The sequence below is a fragment of the Variovorax sp. GW822-FHT04A09 genome (assembly GCF_058801005.1).
The window spans coordinates 57,273-76,973 of record NZ_JBXAMV010000004.1 but is presented as its reverse complement, the minus strand read 5'-3'; the positions used below and the strand labels follow the sequence as shown (position 1 = coordinate 76,973).

Annotated in this window: 19 protein-coding genes and 1 tRNA gene; 10 read left to right on the top strand and 10 right to left on the bottom strand. The window is 68.9% G+C overall.

The window, feature by feature from the left end; genetic code table 11:
* Positions 1-13 precede the first annotated feature (13 nt).
* Together AC1RLW_RS20440 and AC1RLW_RS20435 are read right to left on the bottom strand one after the other, a co-directional pair.
* The gene (locus tag AC1RLW_RS20440; RefSeq protein WP_493194772.1) at positions 14-1,564 is read right to left on the bottom strand and encodes a 3,4-dehydroadipyl-CoA semialdehyde dehydrogenase; all 1,551 of its coding nucleotides are present in this window, start codon (positions 1,562-1,564) and stop codon (positions 14-16) included.
* On the bottom strand, positions 1,561-2,055 hold the full coding sequence (locus tag AC1RLW_RS20435) for a 4-hydroxylaminobenzoate lyase (protein WP_493194770.1): 495 nt from the start codon (positions 2,053-2,055) through the stop codon (positions 1,561-1,563). The genes AC1RLW_RS20440 and AC1RLW_RS20435 overlap by 4 nt, the downstream gene beginning before the upstream one ends.
* Positions 2,056-2,223: 168 nt before the next feature.
* On the opposite strand from AC1RLW_RS20435, the gene AC1RLW_RS20430 reads away from it, so the two are divergent.
* From AC1RLW_RS20430 to AC1RLW_RS20410, 5 genes are all read left to right on the top strand, one after another.
* Positions 2,224-3,171 carry a helix-turn-helix transcriptional regulator gene (locus tag AC1RLW_RS20430; protein ID WP_070061393.1) on the top strand — a complete coding sequence of 316 codons (948 nt, stop codon included), beginning with the start codon at positions 2,224-2,226 and terminating at the stop codon, positions 3,169-3,171.
* A gap of 432 nt (positions 3,172-3,603) precedes the next feature.
* A complete protein-coding gene (gene boxC, locus AC1RLW_RS20425; protein WP_493194769.1) occupies positions 3,604-5,277 on the top strand; it encodes a 2,3-epoxybenzoyl-CoA dihydrolase in 1,674 nt (557 codons plus the stop codon).
* 34 nt (positions 5,278-5,311) lie between these two features.
* Positions 5,312-6,739: a benzoyl-CoA 2,3-epoxidase subunit BoxB gene (gene boxB / locus AC1RLW_RS20420; RefSeq protein ID WP_062470322.1), complete on the top strand. Its 1,428-nt coding sequence runs from the start codon at positions 5,312-5,314 to the stop codon at positions 6,737-6,739.
* Positions 6,740-6,789: 50 nt separating this feature from the next.
* Positions 6,790-8,070 (top strand): benzoyl-CoA 2,3-epoxidase subunit BoxA, encoded by a 1,281-nt coding sequence (boxA, locus tag AC1RLW_RS20415; protein ID WP_095948536.1) that lies wholly within the window; start codon positions 6,790-6,792, stop codon positions 8,068-8,070.
* 10 nt (positions 8,071-8,080) lie between these two features.
* Entirely contained in the window at positions 8,081-8,527 is a 447-nt protein-coding gene (locus AC1RLW_RS20410) for a MaoC family dehydratase (protein ID WP_493194766.1), read from the top strand.
* Positions 8,528-8,624: 97 nt separating this feature from the next.
* Here AC1RLW_RS20410 and AC1RLW_RS20405 read toward each other — a convergent pair whose 3' ends face one another.
* A complete protein-coding gene (locus tag AC1RLW_RS20405; RefSeq protein ID WP_307582592.1) occupies positions 8,625-9,098 on the bottom strand; it encodes an adhesin in 474 nt (157 codons plus the stop codon).
* Between the two features lie 249 nt (positions 9,099-9,347).
* Here AC1RLW_RS20405 and AC1RLW_RS20400 point away from each other — a divergent pair, with 249 nt between their 5' ends.
* The 3 genes from AC1RLW_RS20400 (at position 9,348) to AC1RLW_RS20390 (ending at position 10,840) form a co-directional block, all read left to right on the top strand.
* On the top strand, positions 9,348-9,809 hold the full coding sequence (locus AC1RLW_RS20400; protein WP_493194764.1) for an RrF2 family transcriptional regulator: 462 nt from the start codon (positions 9,348-9,350) through the stop codon (positions 9,807-9,809).
* Complete coding sequence (locus tag AC1RLW_RS20395; RefSeq protein WP_493194763.1) at positions 9,799-10,701, top strand: NAD(P)/FAD-dependent oxidoreductase; 903 nt, start codon at positions 9,799-9,801, stop codon at positions 10,699-10,701. The genes AC1RLW_RS20400 and AC1RLW_RS20395 overlap by 11 nt, the downstream gene beginning before the upstream one ends.
* Positions 10,702-10,764: 63 nt before the next feature.
* A tRNA-Gly gene (locus tag AC1RLW_RS20390) sits at positions 10,765-10,840 on the top strand.
* 54 nt (positions 10,841-10,894) lie between these two features.
* On the opposite strand, the gene fahA is transcribed toward AC1RLW_RS20390, so the two are convergent.
* From fahA to AC1RLW_RS20355, 7 genes are read right to left on the bottom strand one after another with little or no spacing between them, the layout of a single operon-like run.
* Positions 10,895-12,217 (bottom strand): fumarylacetoacetase, encoded by a 1,323-nt coding sequence (gene fahA / locus AC1RLW_RS20385; RefSeq protein ID WP_493194762.1) that lies wholly within the window; start codon positions 12,215-12,217, stop codon positions 10,895-10,897.
* Between the two features lie 2 nt (positions 12,218-12,219).
* On the bottom strand, positions 12,220-13,026 hold the full coding sequence (locus AC1RLW_RS20380; RefSeq protein WP_095743084.1) for a cyclase family protein: 807 nt from the start codon (positions 13,024-13,026) through the stop codon (positions 12,220-12,222).
* Positions 13,027-13,075: 49 nt separating this feature from the next.
* Positions 13,076-13,870, bottom strand: coding sequence for an ABC transporter permease (locus AC1RLW_RS20375; protein ID WP_493194761.1), 795 nt, complete (start codon positions 13,868-13,870; stop codon positions 13,076-13,078).
* A complete protein-coding gene (locus AC1RLW_RS20370; protein WP_493194760.1) occupies positions 13,867-14,637 on the bottom strand; it encodes an ABC transporter permease in 771 nt (256 codons plus the stop codon). The genes AC1RLW_RS20375 and AC1RLW_RS20370 overlap by 4 nt, the downstream gene beginning before the upstream one ends.
* Positions 14,630-15,415, bottom strand: coding sequence for an ABC transporter ATP-binding protein (locus AC1RLW_RS20365; RefSeq protein ID WP_493194758.1), 786 nt, complete (start codon positions 15,413-15,415; stop codon positions 14,630-14,632). Before AC1RLW_RS20365 ends, AC1RLW_RS20370 begins: the two co-directional genes overlap by 8 nt.
* Positions 15,412-16,359: an ABC transporter substrate-binding protein gene (locus AC1RLW_RS20360; protein ID WP_139703483.1), complete on the bottom strand. Its 948-nt coding sequence runs from the start codon at positions 16,357-16,359 to the stop codon at positions 15,412-15,414. Before AC1RLW_RS20360 ends, AC1RLW_RS20365 begins: the two co-directional genes overlap by 4 nt.
* Positions 16,356-17,126, bottom strand: a complete 771-nt coding sequence (locus AC1RLW_RS20355) for a TetR/AcrR family transcriptional regulator (RefSeq protein WP_493194756.1) — start codon at positions 17,124-17,126, stop codon at positions 16,356-16,358. The genes AC1RLW_RS20360 and AC1RLW_RS20355 overlap by 4 nt, the downstream gene beginning before the upstream one ends.
* 100 nt (positions 17,127-17,226) lie before the next feature.
* Here AC1RLW_RS20355 and AC1RLW_RS20350 point away from each other — a divergent pair, with 100 nt between their 5' ends.
* Together AC1RLW_RS20350 and AC1RLW_RS20345 are read left to right on the top strand one after the other, a co-directional pair.
* The gene (locus AC1RLW_RS20350; protein ID WP_493194754.1) at positions 17,227-19,221 is read left to right on the top strand and encodes an acetoacetate--CoA ligase; all 1,995 of its coding nucleotides are present in this window, start codon (positions 17,227-17,229) and stop codon (positions 19,219-19,221) included.
* A gap of 31 nt (positions 19,222-19,252) precedes the next feature.
* On the top strand, positions 19,253-19,696 hold the full coding sequence (locus AC1RLW_RS20345; RefSeq protein ID WP_095747385.1) for a YbaY family lipoprotein: 444 nt from the start codon (positions 19,253-19,255) through the stop codon (positions 19,694-19,696).
* Positions 19,697-19,701 lie beyond the last annotated feature (5 nt).

Sequence of the window (19,701 nt, the reverse complement as noted above, 5' to 3'; positions counted from 1 at the left end):
TGCGTGGCTGGCTCTAGAGGCCGAGGGCGGCGAGCACGCCGGGGCTCGCCTGCACCGCGCTCCTGCGGTGATAGAAATCGAGTGCGCGCAGGCCGCCCAGCTCGGCGCCGCCGCCCGCGCGGCCGGGGCCGCCGTGCAGCGACATCGGCATCACGTTGCCGTGGCCGGTGTGGGCTTGCGCCACCTCGGGCGTGATCACATGCACGCGGCCATGGCTCGGCGCGACCGACAGCGCGGCCTGGGCCAGCGCGGCATCGTCGCTGCCGTACAGCGAGGTCACGAGCGAACCCTGCCCACGGTGCGCGAGCGCGATGCCGTGCGCCAGGTCGTTGTAGGGCAGCAGCGTGGCGACCGGGCCGAACACTTCCACGTCGTGCACGCGCTGCGCCGCGTCGGCGTCGCGCGCGCCCAGCAGCACGGGGCCGATGCAGGCGGCCACGGCGGGGTCGGCGTCGATGAGGGGCTTGTTGCGGCTGTCGTGCAGCACGGTGGTCTGCGCGGCGAGCGCGTCGAGGCCGTCGCGCACCGCGTTCAGCTGTGCGCGGCTCACGAGCGAGCCCATGCGCACGTTCTCGTTGCGCGGGTTGCCGACGGTCACGCCCGCAAGCTTGGCGCCGATGGCTTCGGCGGCGGCGTCGTACACCTCGGCCGGCACCAGGATGCGGCGGATGGCGGTGCACTTCTGGCCCGACTTGACCGTCATCTCGCGCACCACTTCGCGCACGAGCAGGTTGAAGGCCTCGCTGCCGGGCGCGGCGCCGGGCAGCAGCAGGGCGCTGTTGAGGCTGTCGGCCTCGATGTTCACGCGCACCGAACGCTCGGCCACGGCCGGGTGCGACCGGATCACGGCGGCCGTCTCGGCCGAGCCGGTGAACGAGACCACGTCGAAGGGCTGCAGCTGGTCCATCAGCCCGGCCGAGCTGCCGCAGATGACCGACAGCGCGCCGGCCGGCAGCACGCCCGCATCGACCACGTCTTTCACCATGCGCTGCGTGAGCCAGGCGGTGGCCGTGGCGGGCTTCACGATCACGGGCACGCCCGACAGCAGCGCGGGCGCGGCCTTTTCCCACAGGCCCCACGAGGGGAAGTTGAAGGCGTTGATGAACAGCGCCACGCCGTGCGTCGGCACCTGCAGGTGCTGCGACTGGAACACGGGCTCCTTGCCGAGCTTCACGGCCTCGCCGTCGCGCAGCGCGCGCACGTCGCCGAGCGCGTCGCCCCACTTGGCGTACTGGCCGAGCGTGAAGATCGCGCCGTCGATGTCGACGGCCGAGTCGTTCTTCACCGTGCCGCAGTTCGCGGTGGCGATCTCGTAGTACGCGTCGCGGTTCGCCTGCAGCACCTTCACGAGGGCGGCGAGCAGGCCGGCGCGTTGGCGGTAGGTGAGGGCGCGCAGCGCGCGGCCGCCTTGCTCACGCGCAAAGGCGAAGGCTTCGGGCAGGTCGAGGCCGGTGGCGTCGACGCGCGCGAGTTCGGTGCCGAGCACCGGGTCGAGCAGGGGCGTGCCGGCGCCCGTGCCGCTTTGCCAGCGGCCGGCGACGTGGTTGGCGAGAAGGTCGGTCATGAAGTGAACTTGATCTGCCCTTCGGGCAGGAGGTACAGGACGAGCGCGCGGCCCTGGGCCACGGTCGGGCGGTGTGCGGTGCCGGGCCCGTAGACGCACCAGCCCGCGGGCCGTCCGTCGAAGGTGGCGGCGGGGGTGTCGTCCAGCGGCATGATCAGGTCGATCTCGCCGTTGGGGTGCGTGTGGTGCGGGCCAGCGAGGTCCTGCATGTCGACCACGTCGACCGAGAAGCGATGCAGCGCGCCCTCGGCCTTGAAGACGCGGCCGTACTTGATGCCGCCGCCTTCGCGGTCGCACAGCCAGCCTTCGGCGACGCCGCCGATGCAGGCCTGGCGCAGTTGCGCAAAACGGGCGCTGCCGGCGCCGTGGGTGGCGTTGAGCCACTGGTCGAGCGTGGCGTCCAGCGGCTGGCCGGCGATCTCGGCGGTCAGGTCGGCGATCAGCTGGTGAAATGCCGCCTTGCCGGTGGCGGGCGTGGGGGTGTCGGACATCGTGGGCCTCGAACGGATGAACTATCGTCTTCTTGCAGGAAGTCTGCGTGTGCAGTATCTTGCGTGTGATCGAACAATAAGCAGCGAGACAACAGGTGTCAAGCAATATAGTGCATCTATGGTGTTTACCCTGAGCGCGCACAATCCCGGCGAAGAACGAGGAATGGCATGAACGAGCATGTAGACGCGGTGCTGGCCACCGCGCCCGAGGGCGGCACCGGCAACAACCACGGCGCCGCCGTGGCCGGGGAGGCCAAGAACCCATTGCTGGTGGCACTGGGCGACCGCGTGCGCAACCTGCGCGCGCAGCGCGGCCTCACGCGCAAGGCGGTGGCCCTGGCGGCCGACGTGTCGGAGCGCCACCTGGCGAACCTGGAATACGGCATCGGCAACGCATCGATCCTGGTGCTGCAGCAGGTGGCCGGGGCGCTGCACTGCTCGCTGGCCGAGCTGGTGGGCGACGTGACGACCAGCTCGCCCGAGTGGCTGCTGATCCGCGAACTGCTCGAGCACCGCAGCGAGGCCGACCTGCGCCGCGTGCGCGTGGCGCTGGGCGAGATGCTGGGCACGGCCTCGGTCGACCCGGCGCGGCACCGGCGCATCGCGCTGGTGGGGCTGCGCGGCGCGGGCAAATCGACGCTGGGCCAGATGCTGGCCGAAGACCTCGAAATTCCGTTCATCGAGTTGAGCCGCGAGATCGAGAAGCTCGCGGGCTGCAGCGTGCGCGAAATCCACGACCTGTACGGCACCAACGCCTACCGCCGCTACGAGCGCCGCGCGCTGGAAGAGGCGGTGCAGATCTACAGCGAGGTGGTCATCGCCACGCCCGGCGGCATCGTGTCCGACCCGGCCACGTTCAACGAGCTGCTCGCCCACTGCACCACCGTGTGGCTGCAGGCCGCGCCCGAGGAGCACATGGGCCGCGTGGCCGCGCAGGGCGACACCCGCCCGATGGCCGCCAGCAAGGAAGCCATGGAAGACCTGCGGCGCATCCTGAATGGCCGCGCTGCCTTCTATTCGAAGGCCGATCTGTCGGTCGATACCAGTGGGAAGACGTTGCCGCAGAGCTTTCAGGCCTTGCGCGCGGTCGCTCGGCAGTCGATGGGGTTGGCCTGAGTTTCCGCTTGCTGGCGTTGGCGGCGTCGTTCAGGGCGACGCTCCCGCCGACGGGGTACCTTGCTCCGCGAATGTCCTCCGGCCTGCGGCCTCCCCCTTAATTTCGCTGCGCAAGGCACCCCATCGGCGTGAGCGTTTCAGAGCAGTTGTTGATCGGCCGTGACCCGACAGCGTGCCCCGTGCGCAGGGCACTGGGTGCTTCCCGCAGCGAAATTAAGGGGGAGGCCGCAGGCCGGAGGACATTCGCGGAGGGAAGTACCCGGTGTCCTGTGCACGCCCCCTGATCTCTCATCTGCCTGAAATCTGAAAAAAAGCACAACAGGCATTGACTTGCCTGTTTGCATGCAGCATGATGCATGTCATCGGAACAAGGAAGTGCATTATTATTCCTGTTCACGGTTTTCTGAACACAGCCCCACAGGAGACTTCCGCATGACCGACATCACGCTCCAGGCGCCCCAGCGCGTCGACTACCGCATCGAACCCGCCCAGTACCGCCACTGGTCGCTGAGCTTCGACGGCGCCATTGCGCGCCTCACGCTCGACATCGCGGAAGACGGCGGCATCCGCCCCGGCTACAAGCTCAAGCTCAACAGCTACGACCTGGGCGTGGACATCGAGCTGAACGACGCGCTCAACCGCATCCGCTTCGAGCACCCCGAAGTGCGCAGCGTGATCGTCACCAGCGGCAAGGACCGCATCTTCTGCTCCGGCGCCAACATCTTCATGCTCGGCGTTTCCAGCCACGCCTGGAAGGTGAACTTCTGCAAGTTCACCAACGAGACGCGCAACGGCATGGAAGACACGTCCAAGCACTCGGGCCTGAAGTTCCTCGCGGCCGTGAACGGCGCCTGCGCCGGCGGCGGCTACGAACTGGCACTGGCCTGCGACGAGATCCTGCTGGTCGACGACCGCTCCTCGTCCGTCTCGCTGCCCGAAGTGCCGCTGCTCGGCGTGCTGCCCGGCACCGGCGGCCTGACCCGCGTGACCGACAAGCGCCACGTGCGCCACGACCTCGCCGACATCTTCTGCACCAGCGTCGAAGGCGTGCGCGGCCAGCGCGCGGTCGACTGGCGCCTGGTCGATGCCGTGGCCAAGCCCGCGCAGTTCCCCGCTGCCGTGCAGGAACGCGCCACGCAACTCGCCGCCGGCAGCGACCGCCCCGCCGGCGCCAAGGGCGTGGCCCTGACCCGCGTCGAGCGCACCGACAGCGCCGACGGCATCGCGTATGCCAACGTCAATGTGCAGATCGACCGCAGCAAGCGCACCGCGACGATCACCGTGAAGGCGCCCACCGGCGCGCAGCCGGCCGACATCGCCGCCATCGAAGCCGCGGGCGCCGCCTGGTGGCCGCTGGCCGTGTGCCGCGAGCTCGACGACGCCATCCTCAACCTGCGCACCAACGAACTCGACGTCGGTACCTGGCTGCTCAAGACCGAAGGCGACGCCGCCGCCGTGCTCGCATCGGATGCCGTGATGTTCGCGAACAAGGACCACTGGCTGGTGCGCGAAACCATCGGCGGCCTGCGCCGCACGCTGGCGCGCCTCGATGTGTCGTCGCGCAGCCTGTTCGCGCTGGTCGAGGCCGGCTCGTGCTTCGCCGGCACGCTGGCCGAGCTGGCCTTCGCGGCCGACCGCACCTACATGCTCGCGCTGCCCGACGACGCCGCGCGCGCGCCGAAGCTCACGCTCAACGAATTCAACTTCGGCTTCTTCCCGATGGTGAACGACCAGAGCCGCCTGCAGCGCCGCTTCTACGAAGAGGCCGCACCGCTCGAAGCCGCGCGCGCTGCTGCCGGCCAGGCGCTCGACGCCGACGAAGCCGTGAAGCTCGGCCTCGTCACCGCCGCGCCCGACGACATCGACTGGGACGACGAGATCCGCATCGCCATCGAAGAGCGCGCCGCCATGTCGCCCGACGCACTCACCGGCCTCGAAGCCAACCTGCGCTTCGCGAGCAAGGAGAACATGGCCACCCGCATCTTCGGCCGCCTCACGGCCTGGCAGAACTGGATCTTCAACCGCCCCAACGCCGTCGGCGAGAAGGGCGCGCTGAAGGTCTACGGCACCGGCCAGAAAGCCGGCTTCGACCTGAACCGCGTTTGAGCACCCAGCAGTCCGCACAACCCAAGGAACAACGATGAGCACGATCAACTACAGCGAGAAGATCCCCAACAACGTCAACCTCGGCGAAGACCGCACGCTGCAGCGCGCGCTCGAAGGCTGGCAGCCCAACTTCATCAACTGGTGGGACGACGTGGGCCCCGAAGGCTCGACCAACCACGAGGTGTATCTGCGCACCGCCGTGAGCGTCGATCCGCAGGGCTGGGCGCAGTTCGGCCACGTGAAGATGCGCGACTACCGCTGGGGCATCTTCCTGAACCCGGGCGACGCCAACCGCGAAGTGCACTTCGGTGACCACAAGGGCGAGAAGGTCTGGCAGGACGTGCCCGGCGAACACCGCGCCAACCTGCGCCGCATCATCGTCACGCAGGGCGACACCGAGCCCGCGTCGGTCGAGCAGCAGCGCCACCTGGGCCTCACGGCGCCGTCGATGTACGACCTGCGCAACCTGTTCCAGATCAACGTCGAGGAAGGCCGCCACCTGTGGGCCATGGTCTACCTGCTGCAGAAGCACTTCGGCCGCGACGGCCGCGAAGAGGCCGACGCGCTGCTGCAGCGCACCTCGGGTGACGCCAACAACCCGCGCATCCTGGGCGCCTTCAACGAGAAGACGCCCGACTGGCTCGCGTTCTTCATGTTCACGTACTTCACCGACCGCGACGGCAAGTTCCAGCTGGCCGCGCTGGCCGAGAGCGCGTTCGACCCGCTGGCGCGCACCACGAAGTTCATGCTGACCGAAGAGGCGCACCACATGTTCGTGGGCGAGAGCGGCGTGTCGCGCGTCATCGCGCGCACCGCGCAGGTGATGAACGAGCTCAAGACCGACGACGCGCAGAAGATCCGCGCCGCCGGCTGCATCGACCTGGGCACCATCCAGCGCTACCTGAACTTCCACTACTCGGTGACCATCGACCTGTTTGGCGCCGACCAGTCGAGCAACGCCGCCATCTTCTACAGCTCGGGCCTGAAGGGCCGCTACGAAGAAGGCAAGCGCGACGACGATCACGTGCTCAAGGGCCAGACCTACAAGGTGCTCGAAGTGAAGGACGGCCAGCTCGTCGAGAAGGACGTGCCGATGCTCAACGCCCTGAACGAAGTGCTGCGCGATGACTTCATCAAGGACTCGGTGGCCGGCGTCGGCCGCTGGAACAAGGTGCTCGAGAAGGCCGGCATCCCCACCCGCCTGGTCGTGCCGCACAAGGCCTTCAACCGCCAGATCGGCGCCCTCGCCGGCATCAAGATGTCGCCCGAAGGCCGCGTGGTGAACGACATCGAATGGGCCGCCAAGCGCGACGAATGGCTGCCGAGTTCCGAAGACTTCGCTTTCGTGGCATCGTTGATGGGCCGCGTGATCGAGCCGGGCAAATTCGCAGGCTGGATCTCGCCGCCGGTGATGGGCATCAATCGCCAGCCGGTGGATTTCGAGTACGTGCGTTTCGGCTGAGCGTCTGGATATGAAGCCCTCGTCCCCACGGCGAGGGCATGGAGAACAACATGGACATGGTCGTTGAAGCCGGGGTCATCAAGCAGCACCTGATCGACCCCGAGATCTGCATCCGCTGCAACACCTGCGAGGCGACCTGCCCCGTGAACGCGATCACGCACGACGACAACAACTATGTCGTGCGTGCGGACGTCTGCAATGGCTGCATGGCCTGCATCTCGCCGTGCCCCACGGGCTCGATCGACAACTGGCGCACCATGCCGCTGGTGCGTGCGTACACCATCGAAGAGCAGCTCACGTGGGAAGAACTTCCCGCCGAGCTCTCGCCCGAAGAACTCGAGGCGGCGGGCGTGTCCGGCGCCGCCGCCGACGCCGCGGAAGTGCCCGCCCAGACGCAGGCCCAGGCCGCCGTGCAGGGCACCGAGCCCGCCTTCAATTCCGCGCAGTACGGCGCCAGCGTGCCGCCCTGGTCGGCCGCGCACGCCTACACCAACCTCTTTCCGCCGAAGACGCCGACCACCGCCACCGTGGTGGGCAACTTCAACTGCACCGAGGCCGGCTTCGACAGCGAGACCCACCACATCGTGCTCGACTTCGGCGTGGTGCCGTTCCCGGTGCTCGAAGGCCAGTCGATCGGCATCGTGCCGCCGGGCGTCGATGCCATCGGCAAGCGCCACCATGCGCGCCAGTACTCGGTGGCCAGCCCGCGCAACGGCGAGCGGCCCGGCTACAACAACGTCTCGCTCACCGTGAAACGCGTCACCGAGGACCACGAGGGCGACCCGGTGCGCGGCGTGTGCTCCAACTACGTGTGCGACCTCAAGGTGGGCGACACCGTGCAGGTGGTGGGGCCCTTCGGCGCCTCGTTCCTGATGCCGAACCACCCCAAGTCGCACATCGTGATGATCTGCACCGGCACCGGCAGCGCGCCCATGCGCGCCATGACCGAATGGCGCCGGCGCCTGCGCAAGAGCGGCAAGTTCGAAGGCGGCAAGCTCATGCTGTTCTTCGGCGCGCGCACGCAGCAGGAGCTGCCGTACTTCGGCCCGCTGCAGTCGCTGCCGAAAGACTTCATCGACATCAACTTCGCGTTCTCGCGCACGCCGGGCCAACCCAAGCGCTACGTGCAGGACCTGATGCGCGAACGCGCCGCCGACCTGGCCGCGCTGCTGAAAGACGGCGCCAGCCACTTCTACGTGTGCGGCCTCAAGAGCATGGAAGAGGGCGTGGTGCTCGCACTGCGCGACGTGGCGAAGGAAGCGGGGCTCGACTGGGACACTGTGGGTGCGCAACTCAAGCGCGAAGGCCGGCTCCACCTCGAAACGTACTAAGCTGCGGCGGATGCAGTTCGCCGACTTCCACGCAGGCCAGGTCATCGAGGCCGGGCCGTATGTGCTCACCCAAGCCGAACTCGTGCAGTTCGCGCGAGCCTACGACCCGCAGTGGTTCCACACCGACGCCGAGGCGGCGGCAGGCAGCCCCTTCGGCGGGCTCATCGCGAGCGGCTGGCACACCTGCTCGATCGCGATGCGGCTGGTGGTCGAGGCGGCGCTGGCCGGTTCCGAATCGTTCGCGTCGCCCGGGCTCGAGCACGTGCGCTGGCCGAACCCGGTGCGACCCGGCGATGCGCTGCGGCTCGTGGCCGATGTGATCGAGGTGCGCCGTTCCGAGAAGCGCCCCACGCTGGGCATCCTGCGCTGGCGCTGGCGGCTGTTCAACCAGCGCGCGCTGGTGGTGCTCGACACCGAAGTCACCAGTCTCTTCAAGCTGCCCGCCCCCGACCTTTGAACGACACAAGCCCGCAACGCTTTGGCGCTGCGGGCTTGATTACTTGCGGAGCGATGCGCTGCAACAGCCGCGTCCGGCCGCTGCAGCTTGGACCTGCTTACTTCTTGTGCAGGTCGACCGCGCCCGAGCCCTGAGCCTTGCCGCTCGCCTTGGCGCCGGCCGTGGCCGGTTTCACGGCGCCGCCCACGGCGCCCGCGGCACCGGTCGCGCTGTTCACGGTGCTGCCCACGGTGTTGGTCACACCGCCGACGGCTTGCGTCGCGCCGCCCACGGCGCCGGTGGCACCGCCGACCGCACCCGTGGCCGTGCCGAGCACGCCACCGACGGCATTGCCCACGCCGCCGGTCGCGCCGGAGGTGGAGGTGTCCGCGTTGGCATCGGCCGACGCACCGGTCTGCGTGCGTGCGCCTGCTGCGCCGCCTTGCGTCGCGCCGGTGCTGCCCGAGGCCTTCACATCGGCGTTGACCCCCACGCCGACCCCGACGCCTTGCGCCTGGGCCGTCCCGCCGAGGGCCAGCAGGCCCGCCAGCATGGCGCCGATGAAGATGCGGTTGGTTGCATGTGTAGTCATGAGTGACAGTTCCTTTCGTTGCTGAGTCACGGTTTGCAGAACCGACCGGGGTTCGATCGATTCGGGGGCAACCATGACGGGCCGGCAGGTTGTCGCCATGTGCGGCGCGTTCGCTCGACGCTGTGGGAATCGGCCGTCGGCGGAATGGGGGGCTCGTGCGTTAGGGCGGCGTTTGCAAATCCCCGCCCGATCCGGGGTTTCTTGGCGCGATGCGCCACGTCATCGAAAACATGCAACTCATAATGTTGCATGAAACGAGACAACAAGCTTTCCGGCGTGCTCCACGTGCTGCTGCACATGGCCGAGCTGGACGCCCCCATCACCTCCGAGGCGCTCGCCGCGGCGATGCAGACCAACCCCGTGGTCGTGCGACGGCTCATGGCGGGGCTGCGGCAGGCCGGCTTCGTCAGCTCGGCCAAGGGGCATGGCGGCGGCTGGGTGCTGTCGTGTTCGTTGAATTCGGTGACGCTGGGCGACATCCACAACGCCGTCGGCGCGCCTGCGCTGCTGGCCATGGGCAACCGCACCGAGAGCCCGGGCTGCATCGTCGAGCAGGCGGTGAACGCGGCGCTCGACGGGGCGTGCCAGGAGGCCGAGGCGCTGCTACTGCGGCGGCTCAACGGGATCACGCTGGCCGATCTCTCCAGGGACTTTCATCGCCGCATGACGGGCGGCGGCTTCACCGCGAAGGACATTGCACATGCGTCATGACGCACTCATCGTGGGCGGCAGCTTTGCCGGCCTCTCCGCCGCCATGCAACTGGCGCGCGCACGCAGGAAGGTCTGCGTCGTTGACGCGGGCGCCCCGCGCAACCGCTTCGCCGCGGCCTCGCACGGCTTCTTCGGGCAGGACGGCATGCCACCGCTGCAGATGATCGCCGACGCACGCGACAAGTTGCTCGCCTATCCGTCCGTCACCTTCGTCGAAGGCACGGTGACTGCGGCGACGGCCGATGGCGCGGAGGGCTTCACGGTCTCATTGAACAGCGGGGAACAGCTGTCGACGCGCAAGCTGCTGCTGGCTTTCGGCGTGCAGGACGGCCTGCCGGACATCGCGGGCCTCGGCGAGCGCTGGGGCAAGAGCGTGCTGCACTGTCCTTACTGCCACGGCTATGAGTTCGGCGACCGTCCGCTGGGCGTGCTCTTTCACAGCGCGCACCCGCCGGACCACGCGCTGCTGATCGCCGAGTGGGGCCCGACCACGCTCTTCCTGAATGGTGAGGAAGGGCCAGATGCCGAGGCACGCGTCCGGCTGCAATCACGCGGCGTGGCCGTGGAGCCCGGGCGCATCGCCGGCCTCGAAGGGCAGGGGACGGACCTCGCGACCGTGCGCCTGGACGACGGCCGGCACGTGCCGATCGAGGCGCTGTTCGTGGCGCCGCACACGCGGCCGACCAGTCCGCTGGCCGAGCAACTGGGCTGCGCGTTCGACGACGGCCCCACGGGCCCGGTGCTGCGCGTCGATGCGATGAAGACGACCACGGTGCCCGGTGTGTACGCGGCGGGCGATGTGGCGATGGCTTTTTCCAACGCCACGCTGGCCTCGGCCGACGGGCTGTTCGCCGGGGTGTCGATGCACCGCGCGCTGGTGTTCGGCGCCTGATTTCAAATTTTTTCGGGGGAGGGTGGCAAACCGCCTCAAACCACCCTATAATCTGAGGCTCACGCGGGAATAGCTCAGTTGGTAGAGCGCAACCTTGCCAAGGTTGAGGTCGAGAGTTCGAGACTCTTTTCCCGCTCCAAATCGCATGAAAAGGCCACCTCACCAGGTGGCCTTTTTCATTGGCGCGTCGCTCTCAACCTCGCGCCGGCAGCACGGTCCCCCGGCTTTCGCCGAAACCGATGCGCGCATGGCCGGGCTTCTCGCACCAGCCGCGCAGCAGCACCGCATCCCCGTCTTCCAGGAAACCGCGCGTCTCGCCGTTGGCCAGCGTCACCGGGGTTTGCGCCGCGCGGGTCAGCTCGATGATCGCGCCGGCCTCGCCCTCGCCGGGGCCCGAGATGGTGCCGCTGCCGAACAGGTCGCCCGGGTTCAGGCTGCAGCCGCCCACCGTGTGGTGCGCCACCATCTGCGCCACGCTCCAGTACTGGTGCTTGAAGCTCGTGGCCGACAGGCGCGATGGCCCTGTCTTCTGCGCGCGCGCCTTTTCGCTTTCGAGCCAGACCTCGAGCCGGATGTCGAGCGCGCCGCCTTCGCGGTTCGCGGGGCTCTCCAGGTAGGCCAACGGTTGCGGCTCGTTCGCGGGCCGCGTCCACGCCTGACGGTAGGGCGCCAGCGCTTCCATCGTCACGATCCACGGCGAGATCGTGGTGGCGAAGTTCTTCGCGAGGAAGGGCCCGAGCGGCGCCATCTCCCAGAACTGGATGTCGCGCGCCGACCAGTCGTTGAGCAGGCAGAGGCCGAAGATGTGGTCTTCCGCGCGCGCGAGCGGAATCGCCTCGCCCTGCGCATTGCCCTGGCCGATCCACACGCCCAGCTCCAGCTCGTAGTCGAGCCGCGCGCAGGCCTGGTAGGTCGGCGCCTTCGCGCCGGGCGCCATGGCCTGGCCCATCGGCCGGTGAAAGCGCTGGCCGCTCACGCCGATGGTCGACACGCGCCCGTGGTACGCGGTCGGCACCCAGCGGAAGTTGGGTGTGACGTCGCCGTCGGGGTTCATCAGGCGGCTGATGTTCAGCGCGTGGTCGATCGAGGTGTAGAAGTCGGTGTAGTCGCCGATGCGCGCGGGCACGGTGTATTCGACCTCGGCCTGCGGCACGAGGCAGCCGCGCAGGTCGTCCGCCGTCGCGGCCGGCGCATCGCTGTGCAGCAACGCGAAGACCGCATGGCGCAGCGCCTGCCAGGCGGGCGGGCCGAGCGCGAAGAAATCGTTCAGCGCGGGCAGGGCGGCGGCGCGCGCCGCATCGAGCGCCAGGCCGTCGACGTGCGAGCCCGCGGCCAGCGCCGCGAGGTCGAGCACCTGGTCGCCGATGGCCACGCCACCGCGAAACGGCTCGGGACTGCCGGTGCGGCGGAACATCGCGTACGGCAGGTTCTGGATCGGAAAGTCGCTGCCCGCGACGTTGGCCGAGGCGACCCAGCTGCGGGCGCCAACGTCGTGCGTGTGGTTGAGTTCGATCATGTTCACACCGACGCCATCAGCGCGTCATCGAAGATCGCCACCGCGCGCGTCCAGCCCGCCGAGGCGCCGCGGATCTTGTGTGGGAAGCAGCTGATGAAAAAGCCCGTGGGCGGCAGCACCTCGAGGTTGTGCAGCTTCTCGATGTGGCAGTAGCCGATGTCGCGCCCGGCCTTGTGGCCTTCCCAGATGAGCGAGGCATCGTGCGTCTCGCCGTACTTCTTGGCGGTGTGCACGAAGGGCGCGTCCCAGCTCCAGGCGTCGGTGCCCGTGAGGCGCACGCCGCGCTCCAGCAGATACATGGTGGCTTCGTAGCCCATGCCCGCGCCGGCCGACACGTAGTCGGGGTTGCCGTAGCGCGAGCCGGCGCGCGTGTTGACCACCACGATCTCCAGCGGGCTCAGCGTGTGATTGATGCGCTTCAGCTCGGCCTCGACATCGGCGGCCGTGACCACATAGCCGTCGGCGAAGTGGCGAAAGTCGAGCTTCACGCCGGGCTGGAAGCACCACTCGAGCGGCACGTCGTGGATGGCGATGGCGGGCTTCTTCTCGCCCAGCGCCTTGTCCATCGTCGAGTGGAAGTGATACGGCGCATCGAGGTGCGTGCCGTTGTGCGTGGACAGCTGCACCAGCTCCACGGCCCAGCCTTCGCCGTCGGGCAGGTCTTCTTTCTTCAGGCCGGGAAAGAAGGGCTCGATCTGCTCGAAGGTGTGCTCGTGCGTGAAGTACTGGATCTTCGGCGCGAAGGCCGGCGGATCGGACAGCACGTCGTTTTCGAGAAAGATCGACAGGTCGACGAACTTGCGTGGCATGGCGAGGCTCCTTGTGGGGTGTAGGTTTTGAAGGAATCGATCGAATCAATCAGGGCTGCTGCCAGCGCAGCAGGCGCTTCTCGGCCAAGGCCAGCAGCGCGTTGCTCACGAAGCCGATGAGCCCGAGCAGCACGATGCCGGCGAACAGATCGCTGGCGCGGAAGGCGCGCGCCGCCAGCAGGATGGCCTGGCCCAGGCCGCTTTGCGAGGCGATCATTTCGCCCACCACCGCGACGATGAGCGCGATGGTCAGCGCCAGCCGCATGCCGGCCAGGATGTCGGGCATGGCGTTGGGCAGGCCCATCTTCCAGATGTACGCGGTGCGCGACATCTGCAGGCAGCGTGCCACTTCCGACAGGCGCGGCTCCACGGCCGCGAAGCCGTGCACCGTGGCCAGCAGCACCGGCCACATCGCGCCGAAGGCGACCACGAACAGCACCATGCCGGGGTTCAGACCGAAGATCGAAATGGCCAGCGGCAGCAGCGCCGAGGCGGGCAGCGGGCGGATGAACTCCAGCGTCGGCTGCACCCACGCGCGCACCGCGGGCGACACGCCGATGGCCGCGCCCAGCAGCACGCCGAAGAGCGACGCCAGCAGCCAGCCTTCGACCATGCGGCCGACCGTGGCCTGCGTGAAGGCGAGCAGTTCGCCGTTGCTTGAATTGCCCGAAGAGAGATTGAGCCCTTCGAGCAGGCTCGCGAACGTGGCCTGCGGCGTCGGCAAAAACACGCGGCTGACCCAGCCCGCGTTGCTCGCCACCCACCACAGCGCGACCAGCGCGAGCAGCACGCCCACCGAGCCCAGCCACCCCAGGCCCAGTCGGCCGTTGCGGTTGTTGTTCATGGCTGCACCCCCATGCGTCGCGCGACCAGGGATTGCAGGCGCACCATGCCCGCGTTGACCGCGAAGCCCACCACGCCGATCCAGCCCAGCCACGCGAGCATCAGCGCGGGGTCGAAGCTCTGCTGCGCGATCATCATCGCGTAGCCCATGCCGTGCGGATTGGCGGCGATCTCGACCGTCACCGCCACCACCAGTGCCACGGCCACACCGAGGCGCAGCGCGACGAACAGGCGTGGCACGATGGCCGGCAGCACGATCTTGAAGGCACGCTCGCGCGCCGACAGCCCGAGCACGCGGCTCACCTCGAGCAGCCGGGGCTCGATCTGCTGCACCGCCGACTGCACCAGCACCAGCAGCGGCCAGAAGGTGGCGAAGGCGACGATCGCCACTTCCATGCGCACGCCGAAACCGAAGCCCAGCATCGCAAGCGGGATCAGCGCGACCGAAGGCACGGGGCGCAGCACCTCGATGGAGACGGCACCCAGTTGCGCCGCGCGGCGCGAGAGCCCGAGCACCAGCCCCAGCGCAATGCCGAGCACCGCGCCCAGCAGCAGGCCCAACGCCGCCGTGCCGAGCGTGAAGCCCGTGGCCTGCCAGAGCGAGCCGTCCATGGCCGCGCCGACGAAGGCCTTGGCCGCCGCGCTCGGCGGTGCGAGCGCATCGCTGCCCAAGGCCGCCGCACGCCGCGCGTACCACTCGAAGGCGCCGACCAGCAGCGCGGGAAACACCCACGGCCGCAGCCAGCGAAAGAGACGGCCTTCAGTCATGGCCCTGCTCGATGAAGGCGAACAGCTCACGCCGCAACTGCAGGTAGTCCGGATGCTCCTTGGTCGTCAGTTGGTCGCGCGGGCGCGGAATCTTCACGTCGATCATCCGCGCCAGGCTCGGCCGTCCCGGCCCGGGGTTGGCCTGCAGCGCGATCACGCGGTCGCCGAGGTAGATGGCCTCTTCCAGGTCGTGCGTGACGAACAGCACCGTGAGCCCGTCGTCGCGCACCAATCGCGCGAGCTCGTCCTGCAGGCTCTGGCGCGTGAGCGCGTCCAGCGCGCCGAAGGGCTCGTCCATCATCATCAGCTCGGGCTTCTGCGCGAGGCAGCGGGCAATCTGCGCGCGCTGCTGCATGCCGCCCGACAGCTGCACCGGAAACTTGTGCGCGTGCTTCGCGAGCCCGACCTTGCCGAGCACGTCGGCAATGCGCGGCGCGCGCTCGGCGGCAGGCACGCCGGCCGCTTCGAGCGCCAGGCTCACGTTGCCTTCGACCGTGCGCCACGGCAGCAGCGCGCGGCCGTAGTCCTGGAACACGAAGGCCACCTCGCGCGAGGGCGCCGTCATCGGCACGCCCTTGCGCCGCACCTCGCCGGCACTGGCCGTGACAAGACCGCTGGCCGCGCGCAGCAGCGTGGTCTTGCCGCAGCCGCTCGGGCCGACGATGCACACGAACTCGCCGCGCGCCACGTCGAACGAGGTGGGCGACAGGATCTCGCGCCCGCCGAGGCGGATGGTGACGCCGTCGAAGCGCAGGAAGGAATCGGCGGCCGCGCTCACTTGGCGATCAGCTTCGCAACGTCGATGTTCGTCTTGAGCATGTCCTGCTCCTTCATGAGCCCGGTCCAGTAGCCCAGCTGCTTGTCGGTGACGACCGGGCCGGGCGGCGAGACCTGCACCTTGGCCAGCACCTCGGGCGGCAGCTTGATGTACTTGCCGATCGCCGTGCGCACCTTGGCGTCGTTCTTCGGCTGCTGGATGAAGGCGCCGGCCTCGACCAGCGCCTCGCGGAAGGCGCGTGCCGTGGCGGGGTTCTTTGCCACCCACTCGCGCTTGGCCGCGTGCACGATGGTCTGGTTGTTCTCGGGCAGGAAGGTCGAGTAGTAGGAGGCCACGTAGCCCGCGCCGCTCTCGGTGATGCGGCTCATGAACGGGTCGGCCGACACCACCGCGTCGACCGAGCCGCCGCGCAGCAGGTCGGCATGCTGCGGGAACGCGGCCTCGATGAAGTTCACCTTGCGGTAGTCGACGCCGCTGTCCTTCAGCCACGCCCGGAAGGTCACGTGCAGGAAGGCACCGAGCCCCGGCACGCCGATCTTCTTGCCCACGCAGTCCTGCGCGCTCTTGATGCCCGAGCCCGCGCGCGCCACGAGGCCGAAGCCCGTGATCGTCTTCGAGGTGAGGCCGCCGCCGGCCACCAGCACCAGGTCGAGCCCGCCATCCACCGCCTGCAAAAACACCGAGGGCGTGGGCCCGCCGATCTGCAGCGAGTCGGACTGCAGCGCGGCCGGGATGGTGGAGTTCAGCGGAATGAACTTCAGCTCCACGTCGAGGCTGCGCTTCTTGAAGTAGCCCTCTTCGGCCGCCACGAAGACCGAGGCGAAGTCGGTCACCGCGGTGTAGCCGAACACGATCTTCGGGTGCGCCTGCTGGGCGCGCGAAGGCAACGAGGCGGTGGCCGATGCGGCCGCGAGCGCCGACAGCAGGGTGCGTCTTTTCATCATGGCTGGGGTCTCCTGGGGATGGTCTTTTTCGTGCGTGAGGACTTGGCGGCGGGGGCCTTCGACGTCGCCTTCGGTTTCGGCAGCGCGGCGCGCAGACCGCCGGCGATGAAGTTCACGAGCATCGGCGCCACGGCCGGGTCGGCGCGTGTGTTCTCGCCGCGCGAGAGCCGTTCGATGCGGCTGTCGGTCAGGTGGTGTAGCAGCGCGCCCAGCGCGAACTGGTAGCCCCATGCGACCTGGCTGCGCGTGGCGTGCGGCAGCGCCACGTGCAGTGCGTCGATGTAGGCCTCGGCCAGCGGGTCGAAGTAGCCGCGCAGCACGCGGTCGGCTTCCTCGGTGGCGTGGTACAGCTCGCGCGCCACCAGCAGTGCGTAGTACTCGCCCTCGGTGCTCGCGCGCAGCGCCAGCACGGGCGCGGTGAAGGCTTCGATGATGCGCGGCAGCGTGCGCGCGTCGTCGGGGTCGATGGTCACGGCCGCAAGGCGCGCGAGCCGCTCCTCGATGCTGTGGCTCCAGTGTTCGAAGATCGCGTGGAACAGCTCGTGCTTCGGGCCGAAGTAGTAGCCCACCAGCGCGAGCGGCACGCCGGCTTCTTCGGCGATCTGGCGGATCGTCACGGCGTGGTAGCCGTGCTGCGCGAAGAGCTTCTCGGCCGCCAGCAGGATCGCCTGGCGGCGGTCGGGCCGCGCGGGCTCGGGCGCGACGGTCGAGGCGCGTGATGCAGGCGAGGCGCTGCGTTTTCGGGCCGGCGGTGTGCGAGCGTTCATGGGGGCGTATTGAACGGCTGTACAAAAATGTTGAACACACGTACAAACCCTGAGGTCAACCCTCATTGAGCACGGCCGTTCGCGGCGCTACGCTCGTGGCATGCCCGCTCCCAACATCCCCCAGATCCGCCTTTATCAGAACTGGCTGCGCGACACGCGCGGCCTGGCCTTCGACAGCTACGACGCGCTGTGGCGCTGGTCCGTCACCGACCTCGATGCCTTCTGGCAGAGCATCTGGGACTACGCCGGCCTGCGCTCGCCCACGCCGCACACCGCGGTGCTCGCCGAACGCCGCATGCCCGGCGCGCGCTGGTTTCCCGGTGCGCAGGTCAACTACACGCGCGAGGTGCTGCGCCACGCCGACGCGGCCCATGCGGCCGGCCTGCCCGCCATCGTGAGCGACAACGAACGCGGCGAGGTGCGCGAGCTGTCGTGGCCCGAACTGCGCCGGCAGGTGGCCTCGGTGGCGCTCACGCTGAAGTCGCTCGGCGTGCGCCGCGGCGACCGCGTGGCCGCCTACATGCCGAACGTGCCCGAGACCATGGTGGCGTTTCTCGCGTGCTCCAGCATCGGCGCGGTGTGGAGCGTGTGCGCGCCCGACATGGGCACGGCCGCCGTGGCCGACCGCTTCCGCCAGATCGAACCCACGCTGCTGATCGCGGTCGACGGCGTGCACTACGGCGGCAAGCCGCTGGACCGCAGCACCGTGCTGCAGGAGCTTCGCGGCCAGCTGCCGAGCGTGCAGAAGCTGTTGCTCGTGCAGTCGCCCTTCGCCGCGAACGCGGTGGCGCACGACGTCGAATGGCAGCAGGCCATCGCGCGCGACGATGCCGAAGTCGCAGCGTTCGAACCCGAATGGCTGCCCTTCGACCACCCGATCTGGATCGTCTATTCGAGCGGAACCACCGGCCTGCCCAAGCCCATCGTGCACGGGCAGGGCGGCATCCTGCTGACCATGCACGCCTGCGGCCTGCACAACGACGTGGGCGCGAGCTACGGCGCCAACAACTTCGGCGAGCGCTACCACTGGTACAGCTCCACGGGCTGGGTGATGTGGAACTCGCAGCTCTCGGGCCTGGCCTTCGGCGCCACCATCTGCATCTACGACGGCAACCCGGCCGGCAGCAAGGACAAGCCCGACTGGGGCGTGCTGTGGCGCTTCGTGGCGAAGCACCGCGTCACCTTCTTCGGCGCGGGCGCGGCCTACTTCACCAACTGCATGAAGGCCGGCCTCGTCGCGAAAGACTGCGGCGACCTGTCGCGCGTGCGCGCGCTCGGCAGCACCGGCTCGCCGCTGCCCGACGAGGTGCAGCGCTGGGGCTCGCAGCAGATCCTCGACGCGGGCTCGACGGCGGTGTGGTGGTGCAACATCTCCGGCGGCACCGACTTCTGCGGTGCCTTCGTCGGCGGCAACCGCGAGCTGCCCGAAGTGCCGGGCCAGATGCAGTGCCGCGAACTCGGCCATGCGGTCGAGGCCTGGAACGAGCAGGGTCAACCGGTCGTCGGCGAGGTCGGCGAGCTGGTGTGCACGCAGCCCATTCCGTCGATGCCGCTGTACTTCTGGGGCGACGAGGGCAACGCGCGCTACGTGTCGAGCTACTTCGACACCTACCCGGGCGTGTGGCGCCACGGCGACTGGATCAAGGTCGGCAGCGACGGCGGCTGCATCATCTACGGCCGCAGCGACGCCACCATCAACCGCCAGGGCCTGCGCATGGGCACCAGCGAGATCTACAGCGCGGTCGAAGGCCTGCCCGAGGTGCTCGACTCGATGGTGGTCGACCTCGAATACCTGGGCCGCGACAGCTACATGCCGCTGTTCGTGGTGCTGCGCCCCGGCGTGGCGCTCGACGAGGCCATGCGCGCGCGCATCAACAACGCGATCAAGACCTCGCTGTCGCCGCGCTTCGTGCCCAACGACATCTTCCAGGTGGCCGAGATTCCGCGCACGCTGTCGGGCAAGAAGCAGGAGCTGCCGATCAAGAAGCTGCTGCTGGGCCAGCCCATCGAGAAGGTCGTGAACCGCGAGGCGATGGCAAACCCCGGCAGCCTGGATTGGTATGTGGCTTTCGCCGCACAGCGGGCCTCCGCATAATGGGGCGATGAAAAGACGCACCAGCCTCCTCATGCTCTCCGCCGTTGCCGGCGCCTCCGTCCTGAGCGCTTGCGCGGGCGGCTCGCCGGGCACGCCGGCCCAACCCGCCGCCGCACCGCTGCGCGTGACGGGCACCGTGGCCTACCGCGAGCGCATCGCGCTCGACCCCGCGGCCGAAGTGCGTGTGCAACTGCTCGACGTGTCGCGCATGGATGCGCCCTCGGTCGTGCTCGCCGAGCAGCGCATTCCCGCCAACGGCAAGCAGCCGCCCTTCGCCTTCGAGCTCAGCGTCGATGCCGCGCGCATCGACCCGCGCATGCGCTACGCCGTGGCGGCGCGCATCACGCGCGGCGAGCAGCTGCTGTTCATCAACGACACGCAGTATTCGGTGCTCACGCAGGGCAACGGCACCAGCGCCAACCTGATGTTGGTGCGCGTGGCCACGCCACCGCCGCCGCCGCGCCCCTCGCGCTGATCGAC